Source organism: Enterobacter sp. RHBSTW-00175, from assembly GCF_013927005.1.
In the GTDB taxonomy this organism is placed as follows: Bacteria; Pseudomonadota; Gammaproteobacteria; order Enterobacterales; family Enterobacteriaceae; genus Enterobacter.
The window spans coordinates 4853840-4880619 of the sequence record NZ_CP055930.1; the positions used below are offsets into that span (position 1 = coordinate 4853840).

Here is a 26780-nt window from a genome sequence, read left to right on the forward strand (position 1 = left end):
AAACAAATATAAGCTTTATAAAATTAAAAAGGCCTAATCCTGGCGGTAAATTGTTGAACGTGACTGAATGCATCAGGGTGTAATATTTAATTTAACGGATAATCGGTAACATCCATCTGTAAAGGAAGCACCCTGTCACCATACCGCTCAACAAGTGTTTCCAGGGAGCCTGTATTACGTGCGGTTGCCGCAACCTTATCCCCCCCGGGCCAGTGCCGCTTCAGCCCAGATATGACCAAACCCTCTTGCTGCACCAGTGATGAACCAGATTTTCGCTGTCATGACCTTTACCTCATGTGATGAAAATAGATCTGCGCTGATTGTCTGTCAGCGGGTCTGGCTGAGAATAATTCGGTCGAATATACGATCGCCCAGCCAGACGCGCATGAGGATGAGCATCTTTGCAAACTTACCGGCCGCATACCGTGTACGCGGGTTACTGCTTTTCACTGCACGGGATACCACTTCCGCAATAACCTCAGGTGAGCTGCCTGTGCCCTGCCCGTACGTTTTTTTTATCGACATGGCCACCATTTTCACCAGGTGACCATACGGACCACTGGCCGAACGTTTGACAATGGTGTCACTGGCGGCGTCGCCGAAGCCTGTCTCTATCACGCCCGGTTCAACGATCACCACTTTAATCCCGAATCCGGCAACTTCCAGCCTGAGGCAGTCTGACCAGCCTTCCAGTGCATGTTTGGTTGCATGGTACCAGGCCCCCAGAATGCTGTACATCTTTCCGCCCATGGAGGTGATATTGACAATGTGTCCGGAGCGTCTGTCCCTCATCGCAGGGAGCAGCAACTGCGTCAGCCGCGCGGCACCAAACAGATTGACCTCAAACTGATAGCGGGCTTCGTCAATCCCGATCTCTTCTACCGGGCCGTAGAGACCAAAACCTGCGTTATTGACCAGGACATCGACACCGCCAGTCTCAGCCAGAATGGTATTTACGCCGGAGACAATCTGCTCATCGACAGAAATATCCATCCGTAGAGGCTGTGCTCCAAGCCTGGCAAGGTCAGCCATCTTTTCGACAGTGCGAGCGGCAACGTAAACCTGATAACCATCCTGTATTAGACGGCGGGCAATGGACTTGCCCATCCCGGACGATGCGCCGGTGACCAGCGCGGTTTTCTTTTCCTGAGTAAACATAGGCACCTCAATGAATGAACTGCGTTCAGTTTGCCTGAGCCGGTGCCGAGAATATCTTGCTCTGTGCGCCAGAGTGCTTGCTGAAGGTGCCTTCGGTGCAGAAAGCGAGCCTCTTTCAGATAAACGGGAATGCTCTAACACCGACCTGATGAGCGGTAGTTTTTCAACAGTGGCCTGATAGCCCAACTGCCGTGCGGTTTCGCGCCCTTCAGAGTCGTAGATTCCTGCGGGTTTGACTGCCGGGGGGATGAGAACATCTACAGAGTCAGCTTCTTGTCTGGCGAGCAGACAAGTTTGCGCCTGCGACACGCGTACCCGCGTCTTCCAGAGCCTGCAGCACGCCTATGTGTGCATAGCCTCTGAGACCACCACCGCCGAGAACCAGCGATATTCTGGGGCGGGTGGATACCGCAGCAAGGGGGGCCACACCAGGATCCTGAAGATGACCGTCGCTCAGCAGACTTCCTGAAATGCTTTTACTGGCGGAATGATCAGCAGTACCGCAACCTAAGAGCGAGCAGACCATCAACAGCAGCGACAAACATCGACAGGGTTTTCGTGTTGTCATCTCACCCGGCACCGGTTCCCAGCTCTATCAACTGGTCAGAGGACAGGATCATCATCCCCTTCTTGATAGGGACCGTCTGCGTCAGCGCCCGGGCAACAGCCAGAGCCCTTACTGGCTTGTAAGCTCCGGGAAGAACGGGAGATAACAGCCTGGCTATCGGTATAGAAATTATTTCACCCAGGCGAACCGGCTGCCCCAGTCCTGAACGGTAGTCGAGCAATAAAGAAGGCCTCGCAATGACCAGCGTGGTTAACGGCAGTGCTCTGAGCGCCTCTTCCAGTTCACCTTTAACGCGGGTGTAAAACATAGACGACTTCACGTTCGCTCCGCCAGCGCTTACCAGTCCTATACGTCTGACCCCGGCCCGTATAGCGGCCTGTGCAACAGCCAGATTAGCGTCAAAATCCACTGCCCGGAACGCCTCTTTACTGCCTGCCACTTTGATTGTTGTCCCCAGTGCAAGGTAGGCTTCATCCGCATGAGGAAGCTGTGGCAATGATGCGAAATCAACCAGATGGACCTGTAACTTTGGATGGCTGACTTTGAGTGGCTTGCGACTCAGGGCATGAATGCGGATTACTCCTGGATCATTCAGCAGGAGCTGAAGTAAATGTCCACCTACAAGGCCTGTGGCACCTGCCAACAATACAACGCGATGATTTTCGGGTGTTGTCATGATGATCTCTTTTAATTAAAACGCATGGCTTCTCTGACTGTTTCAGGCGTCTGGCCTGTCCAGGCCATAAAAGCACGGTAGAAAGAATTCGGATCTTCAAAGCCCAGCAGGAATGCAATTTCGTAGCCGGGCAGGCTGGTATTGCGCAGATAGTGGCGGGCCAGATTTTCGCGGCAGGTATTGATGAGAGCGCGAAAATTCTCTCCCTCATCCTCAAGTCTGCGCTGTAATGTTCGCTTACTCATACCCAGACGCTCTGCTGTTTTCTCGATAGTGGCTTCGTTACCCGGCAGCAACTCCAGAAGTACCGCACGCACACGTTCAGAGGTTGAAGCCGTTACATCTAATTGACTGAGGCGACGACGCAGCTCAGGCTCAAATACCTGCCACATCCCTTCATTTACCGTTAAAAATGGCCTCAGGGCATCAGTGGCGGAAAAGCTGATAGCAGGCTTTTCTCCATGCGAGATGCCGGTACCAAAGAACCGGGTAAAGTGACCAGCCTGTGCACCGGAGGGAAGCTGCGGGAGCAGGACGTTTAATGCCCTGATCGGTTCACGTGTTGCAAGTCGTGCCAGTTTCAGTAAGAAAGCCAGCTCTGCGACCTGCAAAGATACAGGGATGTCTGTGGCTGACAACCAGCGCGGTGAAACAGTCAGAATGCCGTTATGATCGACTGCCGTCTCCAGTACCATTGGGGCAATGAGCAGCTTATACCTTGCCAGTCGCTGTACGGCCTGCATCATATTAGTGCTGCACAAGGCGGCAAAAAGCGGTGGATCGAAAACTTCAGCTGAAACCTTTTCAACAAGAGGTAGGGGGAAAGCAGGACTATTCATTCCTGTCTCGATCGCATGCCACAAACGCATGTATTCTTCTGTATCAAGGCCGCTTTCGGCCCTGGAGAATGTGTCGTCTGGCAGGTGTGCTTTTCGCAATATGTCTGGTGGTGTAAGCCCGGCGTCTTTGAGTAATGCTCTCCAGCCGATGTTGAGAGAAAAAGTACGGTTACGTGCCATTTTCTGGTTCCTGACGTAAATTATCTACCGGGATAGAACGGGTATCATATTCTTTTAAACCTCAAATAAGCATTCAAAATACGCCATGGTTGTGGCAAATCGCGCCATTGAACTCACAGCACAAAGCCGACCTTCAGCCCTCTCTAAAAATTAATGAACATTCCTAATAAACCCTAGCTAATTACCCCATCTAATCGAATAAATCTCTTTGCGTTATGCTTTTCCTACACAACAGCTGAAGGATAACGTCATGCAAACTGTAAAACTGAACAATGGTATTGAAATGCCCCTGCTGGGCTTTGGTGTGTTTCAAATGTCTGATGCCGCTGAATGCGAAAGAGCCGTTATTGATGCCATCGATACGGGATACCGCCTGATCGATACCGCCGCGTCTTACCAGAATGAAACCCAGGTCGGGAACGCACTGAAACAGACCGGCATTGCCCGTAACGAGCTCTTTGTCACGACCAAACTGTGGTTGCAGGATACGAATTACGAAGGCGCCAAAGCACAATTCGATCGCTCCCTTAATCGGCTGCAACTGGATTACGTTGACCTGTACCTGATTCACCAGCCTTACGGTGATGTTCATGGAGCATGGCGTGCCATGGAAGAATTTCAACAAGCGGGCAAAATTCGCGCGATTGGTGTCAGCAACTTCCAACCTGACAGACTGGCCGATCTTATCGCTTTCAACAACGTTGTCCCTGCGGTAAACCAGATTGAAGTTAACCCCTTCAACCAGCAGTTACATGCGGTTCCATGGAATCAAAGCCGTGGCATTCAGCCGGAAGCCTGGGCACCGTTCGCGGAAGGCAAAAATGGTCTGTTCCAGCATCCCGTGCTAATGGCTATTGGTGAGAAGTACGGCAAAAGCGTGGGTCAGGTTGTACTGCGTTGGATCTTCCAGAGAGGCATTGTTTCACTGGCGAAATCTGTGCGCAAAGAACGCATGGAAGAGAACATCAACATTCTCGATTTTGAACTCAGTCATGACGATATGCTGCAAATTACCGCACTCGATACCGCAACCAGCGCCTTCTTCTCTCACCGCGACCCGGCGATGGTGGAATGGCTGACTGGCCGCAAACTTGATGTTTAAGGCGCGATTTAAAAGAGGTAGTCATTCAATGCAAAAACGTTATCTGGGTAAATCCGGGCTCGAAGTCTCTGCTCTTGGGCTTGGCTGCATGGGCTTAAGCCACGGCTACGGCCCGGCGACCGATACCCGTCAGGCTGTCGAGCTCATTCGCGCTGCGGTCGAACGTGGCGTTACCTTCTTCGATACCGCAGAAGTATACGGCCCCTTTCTTAATGAAGAGGTTGTAGGCGAAGCCTTAAAACCGTTTCGTGACCGCGTGGTCATCGCCACAAAGTTTGGTTTTACCTTCGGTGATGACAACAAGCAGCAGATTTTAAACAGCCGTCCGGAGCATATTCGTGAGGCTGTGGAAGGATCACTTCGCCGTCTTAAAACTGATGTCATTGATCTGCTGTATCAACACCGTGTCGACCCGGATGTGCCCATTGAAGATGTTGCGGGAACAGTGAAAGACCTGATTACTGAAGGCAAAGTTAAGCATTTCGGTCTGTCTGAAGCGGGTGCACAAACCATTCGTCGTGCACATGCGGTACAACCGGTCACAGCCCTGCAAAGCGAATACTCTATGTGGTGGCGCGAGCCTGAACAGGAGATCCTGCCATTGCTGGAGGAACTGGGCATCGGTTTTGTACCTTTCAGCCCATTAGGTAAAGGCTTCCTGACGGGTTCAATTAAGCCAGGAACGACCTTTGGGAAAGATGATTACCGCAGCACCGTGCCGCGTTTCGCCGAACAAGCGATAGAAGCCAATGAAAAGCTGGTCTCGTTGCTGGGTGAACTGGCTGCACAGAAAGGCGTGACGTCCGCGCAAATCGCGCTGGCATGGCTGCTGGCGCAAAAGCCATGGATTGTTCCTATCCCTGGCACCACTAAACTGCACCGGCTGGAGGAAAACCTGTGCGCCGCCGACATCATTCTTTCGCTGGATGATTCTCATCAGATAACCCAGGCACTTGAAACGATTAAAATCGTTGGCGAACGTTACTCTCCTGAGCATCAGGCACGCGTAGGCCGCTAATACCCGGGCGGGTCCGCAGCAAGTTGCGGACCCGTTATTCCGAGTAGCGAAGCGCATCGATCATCAGCGCAAAAGCGGGCGGATGCTGCTTACGGCTCGGGTAGTAAAGATAATATCCGGGGAAAGAGGGACACCAGTCCTGGAGAACCTGAATAAGCTCGCCTGACTGTATATACTCCAGCACCCTATCCTCAGGGATACAAGCGATACCAAAACCGGATAACGCGGCATCGATCCTTTCTGCCTGCATATTAAACGTTACCTGCCCGTCAACTCTGACCCGTAACGGCTTCCCTTCCCGCTCAAACTCCCAGTGGTAAAGTCCACCAGCTGTCGGAAGGCGCATATTGATGCACCGATGATTTTGCAGATCGTGAGGCGTTTCAGGCACGGGGTTCGCTGCAAAATATGACGGTGCGCCAATCACTGCCATTCGCATATCTGGCCCAATTCTTACGGCAACCATATCCTTATCCACGCTTTCGCCCAAACGGATCCCGGCGTCAAAGCGCCCTTCAACAATGTCGACAAAGCCGTTATCAACTACCAGCTCAACGTTGATTTCCGGATATTCCCTGAGGAAGGGTTTTAACTTCGGCCATACCACACTTCGCGCGGAATGCTCCCCGGCGGATAAACGGATATTGCCGGAAGCAGTGCCATTGAGTTGAACAAGTGATTCCAGTTCCTGTTCAAGATCGGCGATCCGGGGTTCAAGGCAGGCAATAATACGCTCCCCCGCTTCTGTTGGGGCAACGCTTCGGGTCGTGCGGGTCAGAAGGCGGATTTTCAGCCTCTCTTCCAGTGCCTTGATCGCATGGCTGAGGGCTGACTGTGAAACACCAAGTTTGCCCGCGGCTTTCGTAAAACTACGCTCCCTTGCTACCACAAGAAAGAGTTGAAGTTCGTTGAAGTTTTCTTTGAGCATTGGCGATTTCCTTATGGATGTATTCCCCTCAACGCTCACTCATGAAGGGCGTTCATAGACACAATCATTTTAGCCCCATTACTGACAATAATGATAATTGATATTCTGACGCTATCGAAAATTAGTCTGAAGTATCAGAAGGTTTATCATGAAAATACTCGTTGCTGGTGCGACAGGAAGTATTGGTCTTCATGTCGTGAATACCGCTATTGAAATGGGTCATCATCCCGTGGCCCTTGTCAGAAATAAGCGCAAAGTTAAATTACTTCCTCGTGGAACCGATGTTTTCTACGGCGATGTCTCAATGCCTGAAACACTCACCGATTTGCCGAGAGATATTGATGCCGTGATCTTCACTCTTGGCTCCGATGGTCAGGGGCGCATTGGTGCCAGAGCGATAGATTACGGCGGTGTGCGTAATATTTTACGTATATTCAAGGATACGCCTGTTCGTATCGCCTTAATGACCACGATTGGCGTGACTGAACGGCTCAGCACATGGAATCAACGCACTGAGGTTCATGACTGGAAAAGACGTGCCGAACGTGTGGTCAGGGCCAGTGGTCATCCCTATACCATCGTCAGGCCAGGCTGGTTTGATTACAACAATGATGATGAGCACAAAATCGTTATGCTTCAGGGGGATCGTCGCCATGCGGGAACGCCGGAAGATGGTGTGATATCCCGCGAGCAAATCGCCCAGGTTCTGGTCAGTGCCCTGAGCAACGATGTGGCAAAAAATAAAACGTTCGAACTGGTGGCTATACGAGGCGAAGCACAGCAGGATCTTACCCCTCTGTTTGCACAATTACAGGCAGACAATCCCCAAAAGTATGATGCCATTTTAGATTTGGACAATATGCCTCTCAGTGAAGAGCCTGAGTGCATTATTAATGAGCTAAACCAGTATTCAAAAAACTTAGCACATCTAAAACCCTGACATTTTTGTCATATAGCGGTCAGTCTTATGACAGCTTAGGAACTGTATATTTGATTATACAGACAGAGGAAACCCTCCTGATACAAGCCCGGTTTCAAAGATAGCGTTTAAAAGAGGTACCAGATATGAAAGCACTGCTTATTGCAACATTGGTTATGGGATCCATTTCAGCGAATGCCGCATTTGCGGCTCAGGAAATTAACCATGCTGATGCCAAAGAAAAAATTGGCGTAGTCTCAGCCAGCAATGCCTATACGCTTGATGATTTATCAAATGCACTTTCTCGTAAGGCTGATGAGCAAGGTGCTACGTCCTTCAAAATCCTGTCTACGTCAGGGAATAACAAACTGCACGGAGTTGCGGAGATATATAAATAGCACTTTAATCTAGTGTAAGTAGTCAGTACCCTGTTTTTATCACTCGCACGCGACTTGTGGCACGCTACATGTTTGGGCATGACACCAGTGGTTACGGGATTGGCCTGGCGATGAGTTTTTGAATGCAGTGCGTTTGCGCGTTACACCAGTCCCCCGGCTCCGCCAATGCGGTCAATCAGGATCTGTTTTGCATATGCCACGCGTGGTTGTCGCATTGAGGCTGGCAACCATATCAGGCTGTAACTGATCGTTGTGTTACCCACTGGCGCCGGAAATTCCAATAACTCGTTGCGATTCAGCTGGTCTGCACACAGATATCGCGGCATTACCGTCCAGCCGAATCCCTTTGTCAGCAGGCTTCTGAGCGCCCGCAGATCCTGGCCAACCGCAGCGGGCAGCGTGTCGGGTACGGTAATGCCATTCTTCTGCATCCAGTTATCAATCAGGGACAATTCCAGATTGTAGGCCAGCAGCGGTTCGCGGCTTAATGCATCAGCCAGCGATTCAGCCTGCTGCACGCGGTGAACCACCGCCGGGCTTGCCACGGCCAGAACACTGTCGGTATAAATCACCTCGTTCTTCAGGCGGCTGTCCGTAACCGGATGGGCCGAAATCCCCAGATCACAGTGGCCTTCAAGCAGCATATCAATGACCATTGGACCATCCCCGGAATGCATCCGCACCCGGACATCCGCCTCCAGTAACGGCACCAGCCCTTCCGGGAGTTTTTCAGCCATAAAATCAGCGTGGCCGATTATCTGGAGCGTGCCGGCAACCCCGGATGAACGCGCCCGCGCGGTGGCAAGTGCGGCCTCTGCTGCATCCAGTTTATTACCGATATCAGCCGCCAGCTCATCTGCTGCTGAGGTGGGAAGCACACCGTGAGTCTGGCGTTCAAATAACGTCTTCCCTACCGCTGATTCCAGCCCGGCGATGTGTTGCGATACGGCGGGTTGCGTCAAATTGAGTGCTCTGGCAGCACCGGTTATTGAACGTTGACGGTAAACCTCAACAAATGTTCTCAGTCGAATCAGAGACATATCCAGCCCATAAATAAATTTATACCCCTGACAAAATAGCGTTGTTAGCGCCGGTAAACAAGATCCGTCAAGCTTCCTCCATCGCAACGAAACACGGAATTTACCATGTCTACTATCATCAAAGCCGAACTGCACGCGCAGCTCTCTACAATGAAAAACAGCCATTTACAGGCTGGGCCAGCCAGCGCTGCCCAGCGGAAAGATCGCCTTATGCGTGCCGCCAGATTGCTGACCGAGAACCACCAGGCGATTAAGGTCGCGCTCAACGACGACTTCGGTCACCGCAGTGAATATCAGTCGCTGGCCGTTGATGTCGCAACCACCGTCACCATGCTGCGTCACGCCGCAGAACAGGTCAGCGAGTGGATGAAACCGGAACACATCGCCGCGCCCTGGCCGGGGATGCAGGCATGGATTGAACAGCAGTCGCTGGGCGTTGTGGGGATCATCTCTCCGTGGAACTTCCCGATTAACCTCGCATTTGGGCCGCTGGCGGGAGTATTTGCCGCGGGCAACACTGCCATGCTGAAGCCCTCTGAGCTGACACCTCACACCTCTCAGCTGATTGCCGATCTGGTCCCACAGTATTTTGCCGCGGACGAACTGCACGTGGTTCTGGGCGATGCGGATGTTGGCCAGGCCTTCAGCGCCCTGCCATTTGACCATCTGATCTTTACCGGCAGCACAGCCGTCGGAAAACATGTGATGCGCGCAGCGGCAGAAAACCTGGTGCCTGTCACGCTTGAGCTGGGCGGGAAATCGCCAGTGTTTATTGATAAAGATGCCGATATGGCGCAGGCCATCACCCGCACGCTGACCATTAAAACCTTTAACGCCGGTCAGATCTGTCTGTCACCTGATTACCTGCTGGTACCGCAGGATAAAGTGCAGGACCTGGTGGATGCGGCCCGTGGGTTTATGGCTGACAGCTTCCCGACGGTGCGGCTGAACCCTGACTACACCGCGATCATCAGCCCGCGCCATTTTTCACGTCTGGTGATGTTGCTGGAAGATGCGCGAACCAAAGGCGCGACGGTTATTAGCCTCGCACCAGAGGGCGAAGCGGATTTCGATGCCGAAACCCGCAAAATAGCCCCGCACCTGGTGCTGAATGTGGACGACTCCATGCTCATCATGCAGGAAGAGATTTTCGGCCCGCTGCTGCCGGTGAAAACCTTCACTGAAAGTCACGACGCCCTGGCCTGGATCAATGCCCATCCGCGTCCGCTGGCGGCGTACTACTTCGGGAACGATAAGGTGAACCAGGCTACCTTTATAGCAAACACCACATCCGGTGCCGCAGTGATTAACGATGTGATGACGCACGCCGCCATCGATAGCCTGCCATTTGGTGGCGTCGGGGCATCCGGGATGGGGGCGTATCACGGGATACACGGTTTCAGGCGTTTTAGTCATCAGAAACCGATCGTGGTACAGAGCGAAGATGGCGCCTCTAACCTGCGCCTGCGGGCCCCTTATCAGGCAAAAACCGCTAATATCCTCGCATTTTTACAAAACTGATTTCGCCCCCTGTCTTACAACATTATCGGGAGATAGCAATGAAAGTATTAATGGTTCTGACCTCTCACAGTGAACTGGGTAACACCGGTAAGAAAACCGGCTTCTGGCTTGAAGAGTTTGCCGCCCCGTATTACGTGTTCAAAGATGCTGGCGCCGATATCGTGCTGGCCTCTCCGGCCGGTGGGCAGCCACCGCTGGATCCGAAAAGTGATTTAGCCGATTTTCAGACCGAACTGACGCATCGTTTCAAAGCCGACCTGGCAGCGCAGCATGAACTTGCCAACACAGTGAAACTCGACACCGTTCGACAGGAGGATTTTGACACCGTGTTCTATCCGGGCGGCCACGGCCCACTGTGGGATCTGGCTGAGTCGAAGACTTCCATTGCACTTATTGAAGCCTTCACCCGCGCCGGTAAACCAACGGGCTTCGTCTGCCACGCACCGGGGGTGCTGCGTCATGTGAAAGCCGCTTCTGGCGAGCCGCTGATCAAAGGCCGACAGGTGACGGGCTTTACCAACGGCGAAGAGGCCGATGTAGAGCTGACCGATGTTGTGCCTTTCCTGATTGAAGATGCCTTTATCGCACTGGGTGCACACTACCAGAAAGGCCCGAACTGGGCACCGTTTATTGTCGAAGACGGCAAACTGATCACCGGGCAGAACCCGGCCAGCTCCGAAGGTGTCGCCAAAGCCCTTGTTTCGCAGCTGAGTTAACCACCACCCCGGCTATCAATCCCCGATGGCCGGGATCATCGTGGCCAATGTGCGCCAGTACTTTACGCCTGCATTCCGCAAAGAGTGTTAAATGAAAAACGGCGAAGGGCTGTTAGGATTTTGCGATTAACACCGGAGAATGTATGAACACCATTATTGACCTGTTTAACGACCATAAGAGCGAACGTAGTTTTACCGATAAAGCCATCGATGACGCCACGCTCGACCGTATTATTAGCACCGCCTGGAACGCCCCTACCTCAGTCCATTCCCAGCAGGTTTCAGCGATCGTCACACGCGATGCACAGAAACGTGCAGAGATCTCCCGTATTGCGGGCGGCCAGCCGTGGATTGCCAAAGCACCGGTATTCGTCACCTTCGTGCTGGATATGCATAAAACCGAAGTTGGCATGAACCTGGCTGGCAAGGAGCAAGTAGCCCATCAAAGTATCGAGAGCCTTGTTGCCGGAGCGACCGACGTGGGTATAGCGTTGGGTTCGGTAATGGCAGCAGCCCGTTCTGAAGGCCTGGGGATCGTGCCGATTGGCGGTATCCGCCTGCATCCTCAGGCGCTAATTGATCTGCTCGAACTGCCGGAGCACACTTTCCCGGTTGCTGGTGTGGTGATTGGACACGTCGATGTTCCGTCACATCATAAACCGCGTCTTCCGCTGGAGACGTTTCGCCATGACGAAACCTATGCCACTGATGGGCTGGAAGAGAAAATCGCCCGCTACAACCAGCAGATGACCGATCACTGGCAGGCCATTAATCGCACCGACGGTGAAACATGGAGTGAAAGCGTGAGCGGTTATTACCAGCACGTTTATTTCCCGGACGTGCTGCCTTCGCTGCTCAAACAGGGATTTGGGGTGGATAAATAGATGACACAAGGCTGGATGATGCGTGTCTACGTATTACCTGCTGCACCAATAACCGAAATGACTCTGGTATAACGAAATGAAAACCAGGAGCAGAAGATATTCTGCCCCTGGTAAATGACCAGACTCCACATTATGGCATTTTTGCTCACAGTTACCTCTCCTGGCATCCTGACCAGGGGCATATAACGCTTTTCCAACCCCTCGCAATCATCGGTTATCTCCCGTACCAACTTATATTTTTAATTAATCAATAAAAGCACATTTTGTGATAAGAATCGCATAAATGGTTAAATAATAGATTTTTCAAGTGCTGATTAATGCTAAAAATTCATAAGTGTTAGTAACGAGAGTGTCTTAATCACGTTAACGGAAATCGTTACTATGTTCCCGTTCCGTAATATTTTCTTAGATAGACTTCCGAGGTTACAGATGAAATCCATTATTATCACTTTGTCCGCTCTTTGTGCGCTCTTTACCGCAAGCAGTGCCTTCTCTGCACAAATAGTGAACAGCGATGCCGGAAAAGTAAAAATTGGTGTTGTTTCAGCTGGCGGTGCAACAACACTTGACGAGCTGGTTGCCAGACTTTCTGCTCAGGCAGATAAACAAGGTGCAACGTATTTCAAAGTTATTTCCACTTCAGGTGCCAATAAAATGCATGGCGTAGCAGATATCTACAAATAATTTAGAAACCCACTCTCCAGTGGCAATCATTTTACTGAGTGTTTTAGTTGATTTAACAAATGAGACTGTAAATGATTAGACTGGATGATTTAATATCTGAAATTACACAATGGATAGATGATAACATTCACCAACCATTAAGCATCGAAGATGTTGCGGCGCGCGCTGGATATTCAAAATGGCATCTTCAGCGCGTCTTCGTTCAAATGAAGGGCGAAAACATTGCCGCATATATCAGGGACAGAAAACTGACGTTAGCTGCAAACGATCTTGTTAAAAGTCGTGATAAGATCCTTGATATTAGTTTTCGCTATGGTTTTGATTCGCAACAATCATTTACCCGATCATTCTCCAGAAAATACCGAATCCCACCGCAAAAGTATCGCCGTTTGTATGCCGAAAGGTATTACTAATACTGTACTAATAATAAGAGTCAACATTTATGAAAAGTTCGGTGGCTTATACGCCTCTGGCTATGCTATGCATTTGTGCTTTATCTACGGGGCTAGCTGGGTGCGATAATAATGCTGTTTCCTCTTCCGGCAAAGATGAGAATCCGGAAGTGGTTGTCGAAACCCTAAAGTCCGCTCCTCTCTCCATGACACGCGATCTTCCTGCCCGTACGGTGGCCTCACGCATTGCGGAAATTCGCCCGCAGGTGTCAGGCATTGTGTTGTCCAGGGATTTTACAGAGGGAAGTGACATCAGGACGGGTCAGCCGCTTTATCATATCGACCCCGCGGTATTTCGCGCAGCGGTGGATAACGCCAGAGCGGCTGTTAACCAGGCTACAGCACAGTCACAACTCGCCCAGGCTACGCTCTCTCGCTATCGCGCATTGAGCGGCAAAAATTATGTCAGTCGTCAGGATCTCGATCAGGCTCAGGCTACCGCTCAGCAATCCCATGCAGCGATTGAAGCTGCCCGTGCGTCACTTCGCTCTGCTGAAATAGACCTTAAACACAGCATTGTTACATCGCCTGTGGATGGCCAAATTGGTCTGTCGAGCATAACTGAAGGGGCTCTTGTTCAGAACGGACAAGCAACCGCGTTAGCGACGGTACAGCAGTTAGATCCGATTTATGTCGACATCCCCCAGCCCAGCGAAGATTTTTTGCGTCTGCAACAGGCGCTGGCAAATGGCCAGATTAAGCAGGCAAACGGTAAAGTCCTGGTTCATTTACTCATGCAAAACGGTACGCCGTACCCTTTAAGCGGAATGCTGGCGTTCTCGGATGTCACCGTCGATCAGACAACGGGCGCCATCACGTTACGCGCCATTATTCCTAACCCGGAACATCAACTGTTACCCGGAATGTTTGTCCGCGCGCGGCTTGATGAAGGTACCACCCCCAACGCACTGTTAATTGCTCAGCAGGCCATTTCCCGCACACCGCGTGGCGATGCGATTGCTCTCGTCGTCGACCACGAAAATAGGGTTCAACGCCGCACAGTGGTCGTATCTCAAACCATAGGTGACCGCTGGCAGGTCACCCGCGGTTTAGAAGCAGGTGAACGCGTCATTGTCTCCGGTAGCCAGCGCGTTAAAGAGGGAGAAACCGTAACGCCACATGAGCGTGCTATCTCCTCAGGTTCGTCTTCTCAGGAATCATTCTGATGTCTAAATTTTTTATTAACCGCCCTATTTTCGCCTGGGTGCTGGCAATCATTGTGATGATTGCCGGGGGCATTGCGATCCTGGGATTACCCGTAGAACAATATCCTGATGTCGCCCCAACGGCAGTGCAGATCCGGGTGAATTACCCGGGTGCGGATGCCACCACGCTTCAGAATAGCGTAACCCAGGTCATTGAACAGAATATGACGGGCCTTGATGGCCTGATGTATATGTCCTCCACCAGTGATTCCTCAGGAACGCTACAGCTGACCTTATCCTTTAAAAATGGTACAGACCCGGATATCGCCCAGGTCCAGGTTCAGAACAAATTGCAAGTTGCCACCCCGTTGCTGCCTCAGGAAGTGCAGCAACAAGGGATCACAGTGATGAAATCATCCAGCACGTTTTTCCTTGTCCCCGGGTTTGTAGACGAAAGCGGGCGCATGAGTATGGAAGACATTGCTGATTTTGTGGCCTCCACAATTAAAGACCCCATCAGCCGTATTGAGGGTGTAGGTGATACCACATTGTTTGGCTCACAGTATGCCATGCGTGTCTGGCTTGATCCGAATAAGCTTAATAATTATCAGCTTACTCCTGTTGATGTGACCAATGTAATTAAGGTGCAGAATGCGCAAATCGCGGCCGGACAGTTAGGTGGTGCCCCTGCGGTTAAGGGCCAGCAACTCAATGCGTCGATAATCGCCCAGACTCGACTCTCCTCTCCTGAGGCGTTCGGGGATATTTTACTGAAGGTCAACAACGATGGATCGCAGGTTAAATTACGCGATGTCGCGAAGATTGAACGCGGAGGCGAAAACTATCAGTTCGTGGTGAAAATTAACGGTAAGCCAGCATCAGCACTTGGGATCCAGCTCGCGAGCGGCGCCAATGCGATGGATACCGCCAAAGCCATTCGTGCCAAACTGAAAGAACTGGAACCTTATTACCCGGAAGGCCTGAAAGTTGTTTATCCCTATGATACGACGCCGTTTATCAGCATCTCGATCCATGAAGTGGTGAAAACACTTTTTGAGGCGATTATTCTCGTCTTCCTGGTCATGTATCTCTTCCTGCAAAGCTTCCGGGCGACGTTGATACCCACAATTGCCGTGCCGGTGGTTCTGCTGGGTACGTTTGGGATCCTCAGTGCGCTGGGTTACTCCATTAACACCCTGACAATGTTTGGAATGGTGTTAGCCATTGGTTTACTGGTTGATGACGCAATTGTCGTGGTGGAAAACGTAGAGCGAGTGATGGCTGAAGAGGGACTCAAGCCCCGCGCGGCAACACGAAAATCCATGGAACAGATCCAGGGTGCTCTCGTCGGGATAGCACTGGTGCTGTCGGCAGTCTTTGTTCCCATGGCCTTTTTCGGTGGCAGTACGGGGGTTATCTACAGACAGTTTTCCATCACCATTGTCTCAGCGATGGTTCTGTCGGTACTGGTTGCCCTGACCCTGACACCCGCACTCTGTGCCACCCTTTTGAAACCGGTTAAACCCGGCGAGCACACAAAAGAGCGCAAATTGTTTGGCTGGTTTAACCGCCGCTTCGAGGACAGTAGTTCGCATTATTCTCGCGCTATCGCACGGATGCTGAACAGTACAGGTCGCTACTTGATCGTCTACGGCGTTATTGTCCTGGGCCTGGCCTTCTTGTTTGCTCGTCTGCCAACGGCCTTTCTTCCTTCTGAAGATCAGGGTGTCCTGGCAACACAGGCTGTTCTGCCCGCAGGTGCCACGCAGGAACGCTCCCAGCTTATTTTGGATCAGATCAATGACTGGTATTTGAATGAGGAAAAACAAAACGTTGCCAATGTACTGACTGTAAACGGCTTTGGTTTTGCCGGTCGTGGGCAGAATATCGGTATCGCCTTTATCGGCCTGAAAGACTGGTCTAATCGTGAGGGAAGTGAAAACAGCGTTGACGCAATTGCGGCAAGAGCTAATCAGGCCTTTTCAAAGCTAATTGATGCCCAGATCGCCGCGTTCAACCTGCCCCCGATTATTGCACTGGGTAACGCAACCGGCTTTGACTTTGAGCTGACGGACCAGGCCGGGGTCGGACATGAAAAGTTAATGGAAGCGCGAAATATGCTGCTTCAGATGGCTCAGCAGCACCCTGATGTATTGATGGCTGTGCGACCAAACGGACTGGAAGATACACCACAATATCGGGTAAATATTGATCAGCATAAAGCGTCAGCTCTGGGGGTATCGCTGGACGATATCAATACTACCCTCAGCACCGCCTGGGCGGGGAGTTACGTGAATGATTTTATGGATCGTGGCAGGGTTAAAAAAGTCTATGTGATGAGTGACGCAGCATGGCGCATGATGCCTGACGATCTGAACAACTGGTATGTCCGCGCAAGCAACGGCAAGATGGTTCCCTTTGCCAGTTTTGCTGATGCACAGTGGGTTTATGGCTCACCGCGTCTTGAACGTTATAACGGTTTGTCATCCCTCGAAATTCTTGGGCAACCAGCACCAGGGCGAAGTTCAGGTGAAGCGATGGCGCTTATGGAGCAACTGACATCCAGATTGCCTAAAGGCATTGGTCATGACTGGACCGGAATGTCTTATCAGGAACGCCTCAGCGGAGAGCAGGCTCCGGCACTATATGCGCTGTCACTGATTATCGTCTTTCTGTGTCTGGCAGCGCTGTATGAAAGCTGGTCAATACCCTTCGCGGTTATGCTGGTCGTTCCGCTAGGTGTCTTTGGCGCTTTGCTGGCGACGACGCTACGCGGGCTAAACAATGATGTTTACTTCGTTGTCGGTCTGTTGACGACCATTGGACTATCAGCTAAAAACGCCATCCTGATCGTTGAATTTGCCAACGACCTGATGATGAAAGAAGGCAAAGGATTGATTGACGCAACTCTCGAAGCGGCACATATGCGCCTGCGGCCTATTCTTATGACCTCACTGGCCTTTATTCTGGGAGTGTTACCACTGGCATTAGGGCGTGGTGCCGGGTCGGGTGCGCAGAACGCGGTCGGTACTGGCGTCATTGGTGGGATGGTCGCAGCAACGCTGCTGGCTATCTATTTTGTACCGGTCTTCTTCGTGGTGGTACGACGCCGTTTCACCGGTAAACGTATTACTGAGGATGTTGAGTAACGCATCTTTCCGCCGGAGGGTCTAGCCTCCGGCGGCTACCTTATTTCTGTCGGTGACATACGCCATTTCATTGCCGCTTTCTCTGCTTTCTTGTACCCTTTTATTGTTCACCCCTCCCCGTATATATGAGACAACATGACAGAGCACACTTCGAAAGATCCTTTGCACGGCATAACGCTGGAAATGCAAGTCAATGCGCTGGTTGCACGCTATGGCTGGAGTGAGTTGGGCAAAATCATCAACATCAACTGTTTTAAAAACGATCCAAGTGTCAAATCGAGTTTAAAATTTCTGCGCAGAACGCCCTGGGCGCGCGCAGAAGTTGAAGCCCTGTATCTCGATTCTCTCAGTGATGATGCCACCGAAGAACCGGATGTTCTCGCCTTTAACCCTTGGGCAAATAGTCGGATTACTAAGAGCTAAAACGTAAATGTCGCTACACGTAAAACGGATAGGTGCGCTTGTTGGCTGCGCACTTTTACTTGTTAGTTGCTCCTCTAAACCACCAAAATCACTCGTTACTCCCCTTCCTCCGGTGAGTAAACCGGGTCAGCAGGCAAACGAACCGATGCGCGGCATCTGGCTGGCCACCGTTTCGCGCCTGGACTGGCCGCCGGTAGCATCGGTTAATGTCAGCAGCGCAGACCGACGCATTGATATGCAAAAGCAGGCGCTTAAAGACAAGCTGGATAAGCTGAAAAGCCTCGGGATCAACACCGTGTTTTTCCAGGTTAAACCCGACAGCACCGCGCTTTGGTCATCAAAAATCCTCCCCTGGTCCGATATGATGACCGGCAATATTGGCGAATACCCAGGATACGATCCGCTGCAATTTATGCTCGATGAAGCGCATAAACGCGGGATGAAAGTCCACGCCTGGTTTAACCCGTATCGGGTATCCACCAACACAAAACCGTCTACCGTCGCTGCGCTTAACAGAACCGCATCGCAAAGCCCCGCCAGCGTGTTTGTACAGCATCCTGACTGGATCCGAACAGCCGGCGATCGCTTTGTGCTCGACCCGGGCATCCCGGCAGTGCGCGACTGGATAACTGCGGTGGTGACTGAAGTTGTCGCCAACTACGCGATAGACGGCGTGCAATTCGATGACTATTTCTACACCGAAACACCAGGTTCCGCCCTGAATGACAGCCAGACCTTCCGGCAATACGGCCAGGGTTTTGCTTCCAGGGCAGACTGGCGCAGGCACAATACGCAGCAGTTGATTGCGCAGGTGTCTAAAGCGATCAAGCAGCAGAAACCGGATGTTGCGTTTGGCGTTAGCCCTGCCGGGGTGTGGCGTAACCGTTCGTTCGATCCTGCGGGTTCAGACACCCGTGGAGCCGCCGCTTATGATGAGTCTTACGCTGATACCCGTCTTTGGGTACAGCAAGGTTTGCTGGATTACATCGCACCACAGATATACTGGCCGTTCTCCCGCAGTGCGGCTCGTTATGACGTGCTGACGAAGTGGTGGGCTGAGGTGGTAAAACCCACCCATACGCGCCTGTATATTGGTATCGCGTTCTATAAAGTGGGCGAGCCGTCTAAAAATGAGCCGGACTGGACGGTAAATGGCGGTGTACCGGAGCTGAAAAAACAGCTCGATTTGAACGAATCTCTGCCTAACGTCAGCGGCACGATCCTTTTCCGGGAAGATTACCTTAATCAGCCTCAAACCCAGGACGCGGTCAGCTACCTCAGGACCCGCTGGGGAAGTTAATCCATCAGGCAGAAACCTGGTGTTTCTGCCTGTTTACCTGCGCTCACCCGAATATCTGTACAGACAAGACGGGTTTCTGGATTAAGACCGTTACTGGGGTTTTGGTCCAAACATCTCCAGCAGCTGTTTTTCGTCTGGCATGCCGACCACCTGCTGAAGTTCGTTTTTAGCATTCAGATAATAAATAGCTGGCGTGGCATTGGCCCCCAGCGAATCCATGATCTTCTGATGCTGTTGCAGGATGTTAAAGGTTGCGTGCGAGGTATCGCCGTGTGTTTGTGGCAGCGTTTTACCACCTGAAAGCTCATAGTCCCGCCATGCGCTGACCGGATCTTTCGCATTCAAAATGGCGGAGGCATTACGCCCACTGTTCGGATTGAGAAACGCCACCAGCAGCGTATTCAGCTGGACCTTGCCCGCTTTCACCCAGGGCTGAGCCTCAGACCAGAACGTCTTGCAATACGGACAGAATGGATCGGCAAAGACGAACACCTTACGCGGGGCGGTATCCGCACCCTCTTTCAGCGGATGCGCCGCATTGAGCGTTTTCCACATCTCTTTGCCCAGCGGAATGTAGATTTCCTTCTGGAAGTACTCTTCGCTCAGGTTTTTACCTTTATCATCATAAAGATAACCAGATATCACATGCTTGCCGTCTGGGGTCAAAAAAAGCGTGACGCCCATGTCCTGATATTGCCCCAGCCAGCCAGATGCCCCACCAGGGGCATCAATTTTCTTTATGATTTTAATACCCTGCTGCTCACTGAAGTTCTTCACCACGTCAGGAACGGCTTCTGTTGCGTGTGCCAGCCCGGACACCGCCAGCACTGAAAGTAACAGTAATTTCTTCATTCTCATCTCCGGCATTATCAGGGGCCGCCGTAGACCCCTTTAGCTTAGGGTTATCCAGCGCGTACTGTTCCGCAAAAGCGCGGCAGAATCAACCCGCCGTAATGGAAGTGTGAGATTGAAATTGAACGGAATTTAATGATGGGCTTTACCCGTTAACGGAATTTTTCCTTTGGCTACGAACGATAAGGAATATATGAATCAGCCCCATCGCACCATGCGCCCAGAAATAAGCCTCAATAAATACCGTCAAAAATTTATGAAAATGCAGCATGCTTTCTGTCAGCGCTGATGACGGCCCGTAAAGGGTATTAAGTACAAACCAGAGCCCACCACACATGGCAACGCCCAGCAGTGACAGCACGCCAAGCCCCTGAATTAATGCCGCAATTCCGCCGGCATGAGCGTCAGGAAGACGGAATGAGAAAAGCACTTTGATGTCTTCAATTACCCCCTTAAAATCAAGGGCAAGCCAGGCAAAATAGTAACGAAATCCTCGCTGTTTCAACATCCAGCCAAGCATGATGACGCCAAGAACAATCAGTGCCAGGCCAGATATAATATGGAACCATGTGACGATGCCAGTCAGCGATAAACTGCTCAGTGCCTCGCGCTCTGTAAGGTTCGAGTTAACTATCTGCAACAGGACCAATACGGCCACAATAATATGCAGCATGCGGAAAAAGGGAGTGTCCTGATGCGGAAGTGCATTTCGTAATTGTTCGTTCATCATTCAGCCCTTCTGTCAGGGATTAACCTTATCAGTATTGCGCCTGTTAATTAACGAAACCTTAACCTCTGAACGGATTAAACAACGAATAATGATCCTGAAAACACCGGCATCGTCATACCCGACAGCCCCTTCTTCCCACGACCTCACTCCCCTGTCAGGGCATCATAAATATCCCGCAAACGGGTACGTAGATACAACACGGCTTTATGCTTGCGGGATAAAAGCGTCTGCACACTGACACCCGACTCATCCGCCAGCGCTTTCATGCTATAGCCCTGAAGTTCCGTTTTCTCAAATACCTCTCGCTGAAGCGGCGGCAGTTCAGACAATGCCTGCCCGAGTTCTTCCCACAACAGCGTTTTCAGGTACTCCTCTTCCGGGGTGTTCGGCACACCAAAGAGTGTTTCTGCAATCTCATCTTCAGCGAATTCCCCATCATCATCTGCCGTAAAATAGCCTGAAAGCGGTGATTCCCGTTTCTTGCGCGCCCGGTCGGTCATTTCATTACGCGCCGCGCGAAACAGCCACGCGGCGACATTCTCGACCGGCTGCTCAACGTTTATCAGCTGGTAAGTCACTTCCTGCACAATATCGTCGGAATCCTCGCGTACGCTACTCCGCCCGCGAATAAAGGCTTTCAACCGTGCACGACAGGCATTGAGCGCCGACACCAGCAATGATTCGCCTGCCATCCCGGTTTTCATCTCACTCACTCGGCGTCCGGCGTTTTTGCCGCACTGTCATCCCGTTTATCTTCACGATGACCGCGCCAGCCGCAATGACCGTGGCGTCCAAAACCTTCGCGCCGTTGCTGGATAAAGGCTTCACGCTGCTCAGGCGTCATGTTCATCCAGCGCTCGTGCATCCGGCGATGCGCACCAAACATCCCGGGGCGGAAACCAAGGCCACCAAACAAAATACGGCACAGAACCAGTAATCCCAGCGCCTGCCAGAATCCAATGGCTTTAACACCCAGAATGGCAGGCAGAAGCGCGTTCCACAGGGACATCACCAGCAGGCCAAGCACCACAAACAACACCGCGCCAATCACCAGGGCTTTACCCATACGATGACGACCAAAACCGCGCCCATGACCTCTTGCGTGCATATCAAAATCTCTCATTGTTTTTACCTCATTACAGTAACTGATTATGGCTTGTGATGAGGTAGACGAATGAGCGAGAAGAATATTGCTAAAAAAATGAAAAAATATCTGAGGGTGTGTTCAGGGGGATCGCTCCCCCCGACAGGAGTGTTACGCCCGCGCAGGCAGGCTAAAGCTTGAAATGCTATGCGACAGATGTTGCGCCTGCTCTTCCAGAGACGCGGCAGCGGCTGCAGACTCCTGCACCAGCGCGGCGTTTTGCTGCGTGACGCCATCCATCTCGGTCACCGCCTGGCCCACCTGGCCAATACCCCGGCTCTGCTCTTCAGAAGCAACTGAAATCTGCTCCATCAGCGTATTTACTTTATTAACCGACGTGATAATCGAGTCAATCACGTCACCTGAGCGGTGCACCAGCTCTGCGCCATTCTTAACGCTGGCGACCGACTGGGCGATCAGGCTTTCGATATCTTTCGCAGCAACCGCACTCTTCTGGGCAAGTGTGCGGACTTCACTGGCGACAACCGCAAATCCGCGCCCCTGCGTTCCGGCGCGCGCCGCTTCAACCGCCGCATTCAGCGCCAGGATGTTGGTCTGGAATGCGATGCTGTTAATGACGCTGGTAATATCTTCAATACGTTTCGAGTTGGCCGCAATGGTGTTCATCGTCTCGATAACTTCACGCGTTACGGCTTCACCGGTATGGGCGTTTTTCACTGCGTCCTGCACCAGCTTGCCCGCCTGATTCACGTTTTCAGTGTTATTGGCCACGGTCGCACTCAGTTCTTCCATACTGGCGGCGGTCTGTGTCAGGGCGGAAGCTTGTTGCTCGGTACGTGAAGCAAGATCAATATTCCCGGAAGCAATTTCCTGCGCGGCATGAGTTACCGTATGGCTGGCGTCGCGAACCTGAGAGATGGTATCAAGCAGCGCGAGGCGCATCTGCTCCATCGAGCCCATCAGGTTGTCAATTTCATTGCTGGAGTTGGCTTTCACCGGGACAGGGTGAGTCAGCTCACCGGCGGCAATCTGACTACAGTGTTCACGGGCCAGGTTTACTGGCGCAAAAATGAAGCGTTTCATCAGCAGGCTGACCGCAATAACCACCGCCACAAACAGGATCGCGAATGTAGCGATAAGCCAGAGACCAGAAACAAAATTACTGCTCGCATCTTCATTCAGGCTTTTGGCGTATTTCTGGTGAACCGACAGCACCTGATCAAGCACGATTTCGTATTTACGGTCGAGTTGAGAAACCGTGGTGATGAGTGCGTTGAATTTCGTCACATCATGCGCTTGCGCGGCGTTAATCAGCGGCTCCAGCCCCTGATTACGGTAGTTTTGCCAGGCTTCCTGATACGCGCTCACCAGTGGGGCTTCATCTTGCAGACGCGGTGCGTCCATAAAGGCGGCAAAGGCGTTATCGGCTTTGCTCAGTGCCGCTTTAACAGACGACAGCTTCTCAGCCTGATCGGCTGAATCCCCTGCTTCCACCATTTTCACATACTCCATAACCCTTACACGCAAAGTACGGCTATGGTTGATAGGGTCAATAATGGACAACACGACATGGATTTCTTTGTTCACATCATCCAGCGAGTTATTACTTTTAATGATAAGGCCGACGCTTGTGAACGTGCTGGCTACAAAGAAAAACAGCAGGGAGAACAGTATAAAGAGGGATGATTTTTTCAACGACATGGGCAGATACCTTAGGGATAGACATTACCTATGGTTATCGGCTAATTCATAACATTATTTAATTAAAATTATTGTATTATTAAGTAAAGTCACCAGACCATCACTCTGTTTAATATCAATCTGTTATCTATAAAAACGTGCAGGAAAAGCATTTATTTTAGTATCCAAAATTAATCTGTTTGTCGGCTAATGAATTAGCAGGCAATCTGCGGCCAGTGGATATCACCGACACCATTAAGCTGAGGCCGCGCAAACAAGAATCCCTGGAAACGTCGGATACCGGCAGACTCTAGCCAGCACCACTCTTCTATCTTCTCGATCCCTTCCGCCACCAGCGAAATTTCCATGTCGGTACAGCAGCTGACAATCGATTTCACAATCGCCTGCTTCGGGCCACTTAAATGGATATTGCTGACAATTTCCCGGTCGATCTTGATCTTATCCGGCTGGAACCGGGTCAACAGAGAAAGCCCGGCATAGCCGGAGCCAAAATCATCAATCGCCAGGCCAATACCTTCGGCACGCAGTTGTTTAATGGCGCTGTTAAACTGATTAAAGCCGGAGATCATCTCGTTTTCCGTAACTTCGATAACCACCTGCTCGGGCTGGAGTCCGTGAAGCTTGATTTGATCCACCAAAAATTCCACCGCACCTGGCACATTCACCAGCGACATGGGCAGAAGGTTAACTGCTATTTTATGGCCGCCAATGCCAATTTTTTCGGCCAGCGCGAACGCATACGCCTTGGTCTGTAGGTCCACTTCGTAGACTTTATCCTGATCGAGAGCCTTAAAGAAATGCTCCGGACTTCCGCCGTCATTACTGCGGATCAGGGCTTCAAGTGAGGAGATTTTACCTTCGCCAGGTTCGACAATGGGTTGCAACGCAAACTGGCAAACTTGATTGGCAATCGGCACGCCAACACTCCCGCCAAAACGGGTATTTTCTTTTGCGAGCGTCCATTTATCGGCATTTAACGCTGTGCCTGAATGTGCGGATTTTTTCCTGGTAATAAACGACTGGATAAATTTAAACACTCGATCATCAGATGCCAGATAGTTTTCCAGTTTGCTGTAATACAGGACGGATTCCAGCACCGCACTGGGGGATTCAATGCGCAAATCAAAAAGCAACATACCGACATTTTCGAAGCGTCTGCGCGGACCGTAGTCCCGCATCAACTCAACCACATCATTGTGCCGTTTATCGTCACGGATCCGATGAAATAGCTTAACGACATCCTCTTCCGCGCCTTCCAGAATTTGCAGAATGTTCTGTCCATTGAACAGCAAAATCCCGGTGATGTTCAGCAACGCATTGCGATGTCTGGCTTTCTTTACCAGAGCGCTAAGTTGAGTAGATTTACAGGATGAATTTAACTGGCTTCGGTAAATGAGTGTAGTAAGCACAGAAACTGTTCCCGATGTAATTTTTACGCCTGTAACCTCTTGTTTAGCATAAATTCTAAATGCCGACTAATTATATTGCTTCTATAAATTGTTTTAAGATTTTCCCGGTTAAGCATAAGTAAAATTGATTAAATCTTTGCTTATTTCGTCGTCTGTTATGGCCTGGTTACTTTGTATCTTCCCCACCAATAAGCCTGTCGATCCGCTCCTGCATATAGTCATAAAAAGGATTCGATGTGACCCGCATCAGCGTATCTTTGCCAACGCTCAGCACCGATGTCTCCCCCCACAGCGAAACGGTTCCCAGACTGATACCATACTGGTTTTTCACCTTCGGACGGCTGCCGTACAGCGAGTCATCGGGCGGGAATGGCACCGCGATATGCGACAGTGAGTACACATCCTGCGGATAAGGTGTGGTCAAGGGCACAACCTGTGCTTCCAGGCTTCCGGCTGGTGTGGTTCTGGCAATGGTGTCGAACGAGTGGGCGCTGGCGTTTGTAATAATTGTGACACTGTAACGCCTTACGGCAGCGGGCAGCAGCTCAGAGACAGCCGTCCACGACGATGCCCTGAACAGCGGACGGAAAATGGCGGCCTGGTTAATATCAAACATCACCAGTTCGCTGCCGTTTGCAGGGAGCTGGTCGAATAGCTCGGTAACCACAGCCCGGGTACTGACCGTTGAATCCATGACTGACTGAAATGCCATGACAGGTGGTAATGCGACTAGCCTGTTCTCTCTTGCGTCGCGGCTGAGCTGTTGTTGCAGCGCCTGGGTCAGTAACCAGGACTGACGCGCGGCGTTAACCGGGAATGAATTGTATTTATAGGGGTTATACTCCGGGGCGATATTCAGCCACGCTGCTTTAGCAAATGCCGGGAGCATCGCGGGTAAACCGGCAAGCCCGGCAAAACGCGCAAACGCCGTGACGCCGATCATCGGGGAAAGTAATACCAGCTGCTGCGGCTTACGAAGCTGCGGGGAATCCAGGCTATCGAGTGCATATTTCATGGCCAGCGCCCCGCCGTTGGAATATCCCACCAGATGCAGCGGCACATTATCACCCGCCAGACGTGTCGCCTCCCTCACCGCAAGACGCGCCACGGCAAGCCAGGTTTCCCACTCCACATCGGTGAGCGCGCCCGGCGCAGTGCCGTGCCCTGGCAGGCGCGGGGCGACCGCCACAAATCCCCGCTGCTGGTAATCAACCGCAAGATGCCGGACGCTATAGGGTGAATCCGTCAGCCCATGCAGCAGCACCACGGCCCCGCGCGGCTTGCCGGTGGGCATCAATACAAACGAACGGTTAGCGTCAGGCGAGAACTGACCGGGCCACACCAGGCTGTGACGGTAAAAACGGTTAAGCGGCGTACGTTCGCTCACCTCGGTTTTGTCCGTCACCTGACTGCGCAGGTCACTAAATATGGCGTTTTCCCGGGTGAGGTATTGCGCAAAGCTGGCGTGGTCAATCTCTGCGACCGACATCTCATCTGCAGTCCAGGTATGCCATACGTGCAGTGCCGGCCCTTTTTGCGAAGCATAAATGCGGATCGCGAGCAGTACAATCAGCACCACGCCGATCACCAGCGCAATTTTCTTTGCAAGAACCATCAGACGCATACTGATGCGCCACGGCAGGTTAGCCATGCCGATATCCTTTTCCTTTCACAATTCCTTTTATCTTAACAAAAATGTGAAGGCACTGACGTATTCACCAAAATCATACCCTGCCCTCCGCTCGCTGCACCAAAAGTGAACTACGCTGCACAAATGTTGATCATTGGTTAAGCAAATATTGCATTAACTTTGCAGCGCAGGCGGAAAATCACGCCATGCGAACATGGCACGCGCCGTGCATTGTTAATCAGGTAACAACAAC

The 26780-nt window shown here is 51.5% G+C and carries 25 protein-coding genes and 1 pseudogene; 13 read left to right on the forward strand and 13 right to left on the reverse strand.

Translation table 11 applies throughout. The features are described 5' to 3' along the window. Positions 1-327: 327 nt before the first annotated feature. The 4 genes from HV107_RS23495 to HV107_RS23510 all read right to left on the reverse strand — a co-directional run bounded on the left by HV107_RS23495 (position 328) and on the right by HV107_RS23510 (position 3421). Entirely contained in the window at positions 328-1158 is an 831-nt protein-coding gene (locus HV107_RS23495) for an oxidoreductase (protein WP_182061136.1), read from the reverse strand. A 265-nt stretch (positions 1159-1423) separates the two neighbouring features. Then, positions 1424-1726, reverse strand: a complete 303-nt coding sequence (locus tag HV107_RS27135) for a hypothetical protein (RefSeq protein ID WP_220458421.1) — start codon at positions 1724-1726, stop codon at positions 1424-1426. A 1-nt stretch (position 1727) separates the two neighbouring features. Further along, positions 1728-2402 (reverse strand): NAD(P)H-binding protein, encoded by a 675-nt coding sequence (locus HV107_RS23505; RefSeq protein ID WP_182061137.1) that lies wholly within the window; start codon positions 2400-2402, stop codon positions 1728-1730. An 11-nt stretch (positions 2403-2413) separates the two neighbouring features. Next, positions 2414-3421, reverse strand: coding sequence for an AraC family transcriptional regulator (locus HV107_RS23510; RefSeq protein WP_182061138.1), 1008 nt, complete (start codon positions 3419-3421; stop codon positions 2414-2416). A gap of 250 nt (positions 3422-3671) precedes the next feature. On the opposite strand from HV107_RS23510, the gene HV107_RS23515 reads away from it, so the two are divergent. Next, positions 3672-4523 (forward strand): aldo/keto reductase, encoded by an 852-nt coding sequence (locus HV107_RS23515; RefSeq protein ID WP_182061139.1) that lies wholly within the window; start codon positions 3672-3674, stop codon positions 4521-4523. A 28-nt stretch (positions 4524-4551) separates the two neighbouring features. After that, complete coding sequence (locus HV107_RS23520; protein ID WP_182061140.1) at positions 4552-5541, forward strand: aldo/keto reductase; 990 nt, start codon at positions 4552-4554, stop codon at positions 5539-5541. Positions 5542-5575: 34 nt separating this feature from the next. Here HV107_RS23520 and HV107_RS23525 read toward each other — a convergent pair whose 3' ends face one another. Beyond that, positions 5576-6469: a LysR family transcriptional regulator gene (locus HV107_RS23525; protein WP_182061141.1), complete on the reverse strand. Its 894-nt coding sequence runs from the start codon at positions 6467-6469 to the stop codon at positions 5576-5578. Positions 6470-6617: 148 nt separating this feature from the next. Here HV107_RS23525 and HV107_RS23530 point away from each other — a divergent pair, with 148 nt between their 5' ends. Together HV107_RS23530 and HV107_RS23535 are read left to right on the forward strand one after the other, a co-directional pair. Further along, the gene (locus HV107_RS23530) at positions 6618-7409 is read left to right on the forward strand and encodes an SDR family oxidoreductase (RefSeq protein ID WP_182061142.1); all 792 of its coding nucleotides are present in this window, start codon (positions 6618-6620) and stop codon (positions 7407-7409) included. A 125-nt stretch (positions 7410-7534) separates the two neighbouring features. Continuing rightward, positions 7535-7786, forward strand: a complete 252-nt coding sequence (locus tag HV107_RS23535) for a DUF1471 domain-containing protein (RefSeq protein ID WP_182061143.1) — start codon at positions 7535-7537, stop codon at positions 7784-7786. A gap of 140 nt (positions 7787-7926) precedes the next feature. On the opposite strand, the gene HV107_RS23540 is transcribed toward HV107_RS23535, so the two are convergent. Further along, a complete protein-coding gene (locus HV107_RS23540; protein WP_182061144.1) occupies positions 7927-8826 on the reverse strand; it encodes a LysR family transcriptional regulator in 900 nt (299 codons plus the stop codon). 96 nt (positions 8827-8922) lie between these two features. Between HV107_RS23540 and HV107_RS23545 the strand changes: the two are divergent. The 9 genes and pseudogenes from HV107_RS23545 to HV107_RS23585 form a co-directional block, all read left to right on the forward strand. Then, a pseudogene (locus HV107_RS23545) lies at positions 8923-10347 on the forward strand (coniferyl aldehyde dehydrogenase); the annotation flags it as partial. Between the two features lie 38 nt (positions 10348-10385). After that, positions 10386-11063, forward strand: coding sequence for a type 1 glutamine amidotransferase domain-containing protein (locus HV107_RS23550; protein ID WP_182061146.1), 678 nt, complete (start codon positions 10386-10388; stop codon positions 11061-11063). Between the two features lie 143 nt (positions 11064-11206). Further along, positions 11207-11947 (forward strand): NADPH-dependent oxidoreductase, encoded by a 741-nt coding sequence (locus tag HV107_RS23555; RefSeq protein WP_182061147.1) that lies wholly within the window; start codon positions 11207-11209, stop codon positions 11945-11947. A gap of 429 nt (positions 11948-12376) precedes the next feature. Then, positions 12377-12631: a DUF1471 domain-containing protein gene (locus tag HV107_RS23560; RefSeq protein ID WP_182061148.1), complete on the forward strand. Its 255-nt coding sequence runs from the start codon at positions 12377-12379 to the stop codon at positions 12629-12631. A gap of 71 nt (positions 12632-12702) precedes the next feature. Further along, positions 12703-13044 (forward strand): helix-turn-helix domain-containing protein, encoded by a 342-nt coding sequence (locus HV107_RS23565; RefSeq protein ID WP_182061149.1) that lies wholly within the window; start codon positions 12703-12705, stop codon positions 13042-13044. Positions 13045-13073: 29 nt separating this feature from the next. Continuing rightward, entirely contained in the window at positions 13074-14249 is a 1176-nt protein-coding gene (locus tag HV107_RS23570) for an efflux RND transporter periplasmic adaptor subunit (protein ID WP_182061150.1), read from the forward strand. Next, the gene (locus HV107_RS23575) at positions 14249-17377 is read left to right on the forward strand and encodes an efflux RND transporter permease subunit (RefSeq protein ID WP_182061151.1); all 3129 of its coding nucleotides are present in this window, start codon (positions 14249-14251) and stop codon (positions 17375-17377) included. The genes HV107_RS23570 and HV107_RS23575 overlap by 1 nt, the downstream gene beginning before the upstream one ends. Before the next feature lie 135 nt (positions 17378-17512). Further along, a complete protein-coding gene (locus HV107_RS23580; protein WP_182061152.1) occupies positions 17513-17800 on the forward strand; it encodes a VF530 family DNA-binding protein in 288 nt (95 codons plus the stop codon). Between the two features lie 7 nt (positions 17801-17807). Further along, entirely contained in the window at positions 17808-19100 is a 1293-nt protein-coding gene (locus HV107_RS23585) for a glycoside hydrolase family 10 protein (protein WP_182061153.1), read from the forward strand. Between the two features lie 90 nt (positions 19101-19190). Here the strand turns inward: HV107_RS23585 and dsbG are convergent, their stop codons facing one another. From dsbG to HV107_RS23620, 7 genes are all read right to left on the reverse strand, one after another. Beyond that, positions 19191-19952 (reverse strand): thiol:disulfide interchange protein DsbG, encoded by a 762-nt coding sequence (gene dsbG / locus HV107_RS23590; protein WP_182061154.1) that lies wholly within the window; start codon positions 19950-19952, stop codon positions 19191-19193. 145 nt (positions 19953-20097) lie between these two features. Then, positions 20098-20679 (reverse strand): cytochrome b/b6 domain-containing protein, encoded by a 582-nt coding sequence (locus HV107_RS23595; protein WP_182063579.1) that lies wholly within the window; start codon positions 20677-20679, stop codon positions 20098-20100. A 146-nt stretch (positions 20680-20825) separates the two neighbouring features. Then, the gene (locus HV107_RS23600; protein ID WP_182063580.1) at positions 20826-21386 is read right to left on the reverse strand and encodes an RNA polymerase sigma factor; all 561 of its coding nucleotides are present in this window, start codon (positions 21384-21386) and stop codon (positions 20826-20828) included. A 5-nt stretch (positions 21387-21391) separates the two neighbouring features. Further along, complete coding sequence (locus HV107_RS23605) at positions 21392-21805, reverse strand: hypothetical protein (RefSeq protein WP_182061155.1); 414 nt, start codon at positions 21803-21805, stop codon at positions 21392-21394. A 132-nt stretch (positions 21806-21937) separates the two neighbouring features. Beyond that, the gene (locus HV107_RS23610) at positions 21938-23488 is read right to left on the reverse strand and encodes a methyl-accepting chemotaxis protein (protein ID WP_182061156.1); all 1551 of its coding nucleotides are present in this window, start codon (positions 23486-23488) and stop codon (positions 21938-21940) included. 194 nt (positions 23489-23682) lie between these two features. Continuing rightward, positions 23683-24897: a diguanylate phosphodiesterase gene (locus HV107_RS23615; RefSeq protein WP_182061157.1), complete on the reverse strand. Its 1215-nt coding sequence runs from the start codon at positions 24895-24897 to the stop codon at positions 23683-23685. 166 nt (positions 24898-25063) lie between these two features. Beyond that, complete coding sequence (locus tag HV107_RS23620; protein WP_182061158.1) at positions 25064-26548, reverse strand: carboxylesterase; 1485 nt, start codon at positions 26546-26548, stop codon at positions 25064-25066. Positions 26549-26780 lie beyond the last annotated feature (232 nt).

Excerpts from the sequence above, each read along its gene's own strand:
- HV107_RS23495 (WP_182061136.1), bottom strand. The coding sequence starts at position 1,158 with ATGTTTACTCAGGAAAAGAAAACCGCGCTGGTCACCGGCGCATCGTCC.
- HV107_RS27135 (WP_220458421.1), bottom strand. The coding sequence starts at position 1,726 with ATGACAACACGAAAACCCTGTCGATGTTTGTCGCTGCTGTTGATGGTC.
- HV107_RS23505 (WP_182061137.1), bottom strand. The coding sequence starts at position 2,402 with ATGACAACACCCGAAAATCATCGCGTTGTATTGTTGGCAGGTGCCACA.
- HV107_RS23510 (WP_182061138.1), bottom strand. The coding sequence starts at position 3,421 with ATGGCACGTAACCGTACTTTTTCTCTCAACATCGGCTGGAGAGCATTA.
- HV107_RS23515 (WP_182061139.1), top strand. The coding sequence starts at position 3,672 with ATGCAAACTGTAAAACTGAACAATGGTATTGAAATGCCCCTGCTGGGC.
- HV107_RS23520 (WP_182061140.1), top strand. The coding sequence starts at position 4,552 with ATGCAAAAACGTTATCTGGGTAAATCCGGGCTCGAAGTCTCTGCTCTT.
- HV107_RS23525 (WP_182061141.1), bottom strand. The coding sequence starts at position 6,469 with ATGCTCAAAGAAAACTTCAACGAACTTCAACTCTTTCTTGTGGTAGCA.
- HV107_RS23530 (WP_182061142.1), top strand. The coding sequence starts at position 6,618 with ATGAAAATACTCGTTGCTGGTGCGACAGGAAGTATTGGTCTTCATGTC.
- HV107_RS23535 (WP_182061143.1), top strand. The coding sequence starts at position 7,535 with ATGAAAGCACTGCTTATTGCAACATTGGTTATGGGATCCATTTCAGCG.
- HV107_RS23540 (WP_182061144.1), bottom strand. The coding sequence starts at position 8,826 with ATGTCTCTGATTCGACTGAGAACATTTGTTGAGGTTTACCGTCAACGT.
- HV107_RS23550 (WP_182061146.1), top strand. The coding sequence starts at position 10,386 with ATGAAAGTATTAATGGTTCTGACCTCTCACAGTGAACTGGGTAACACC.
- HV107_RS23555 (WP_182061147.1), top strand. The coding sequence starts at position 11,207 with ATGAACACCATTATTGACCTGTTTAACGACCATAAGAGCGAACGTAGT.
- HV107_RS23560 (WP_182061148.1), top strand. The coding sequence starts at position 12,377 with ATGAAATCCATTATTATCACTTTGTCCGCTCTTTGTGCGCTCTTTACC.
- HV107_RS23565 (WP_182061149.1), top strand. The coding sequence starts at position 12,703 with ATGATTAGACTGGATGATTTAATATCTGAAATTACACAATGGATAGAT.
- HV107_RS23570 (WP_182061150.1), top strand. The coding sequence starts at position 13,074 with ATGAAAAGTTCGGTGGCTTATACGCCTCTGGCTATGCTATGCATTTGT.
- HV107_RS23575 (WP_182061151.1), top strand. The coding sequence starts at position 14,249 with ATGTCTAAATTTTTTATTAACCGCCCTATTTTCGCCTGGGTGCTGGCA.
- HV107_RS23580 (WP_182061152.1), top strand. The coding sequence starts at position 17,513 with ATGACAGAGCACACTTCGAAAGATCCTTTGCACGGCATAACGCTGGAA.
- HV107_RS23585 (WP_182061153.1), top strand. The coding sequence starts at position 17,808 with ATGTCGCTACACGTAAAACGGATAGGTGCGCTTGTTGGCTGCGCACTT.
- dsbG (WP_182061154.1), bottom strand. The coding sequence starts at position 19,952 with ATGAAGAAATTACTGTTACTTTCAGTGCTGGCGGTGTCCGGGCTGGCA.
- HV107_RS23595 (WP_182063579.1), bottom strand. The coding sequence starts at position 20,679 with ATGAACGAACAATTACGAAATGCACTTCCGCATCAGGACACTCCCTTT.
- HV107_RS23600 (WP_182063580.1), bottom strand. The coding sequence starts at position 21,386 with ATGAAAACCGGGATGGCAGGCGAATCATTGCTGGTGTCGGCGCTCAAT.
- HV107_RS23605 (WP_182061155.1), bottom strand. The coding sequence starts at position 21,805 with ATGAGAGATTTTGATATGCACGCAAGAGGTCATGGGCGCGGTTTTGGT.
- HV107_RS23610 (WP_182061156.1), bottom strand. The coding sequence starts at position 23,488 with ATGTCGTTGAAAAAATCATCCCTCTTTATACTGTTCTCCCTGCTGTTT.
- HV107_RS23620 (WP_182061158.1), bottom strand. The coding sequence starts at position 26,548 with ATGGCTAACCTGCCGTGGCGCATCAGTATGCGTCTGATGGTTCTTGCA.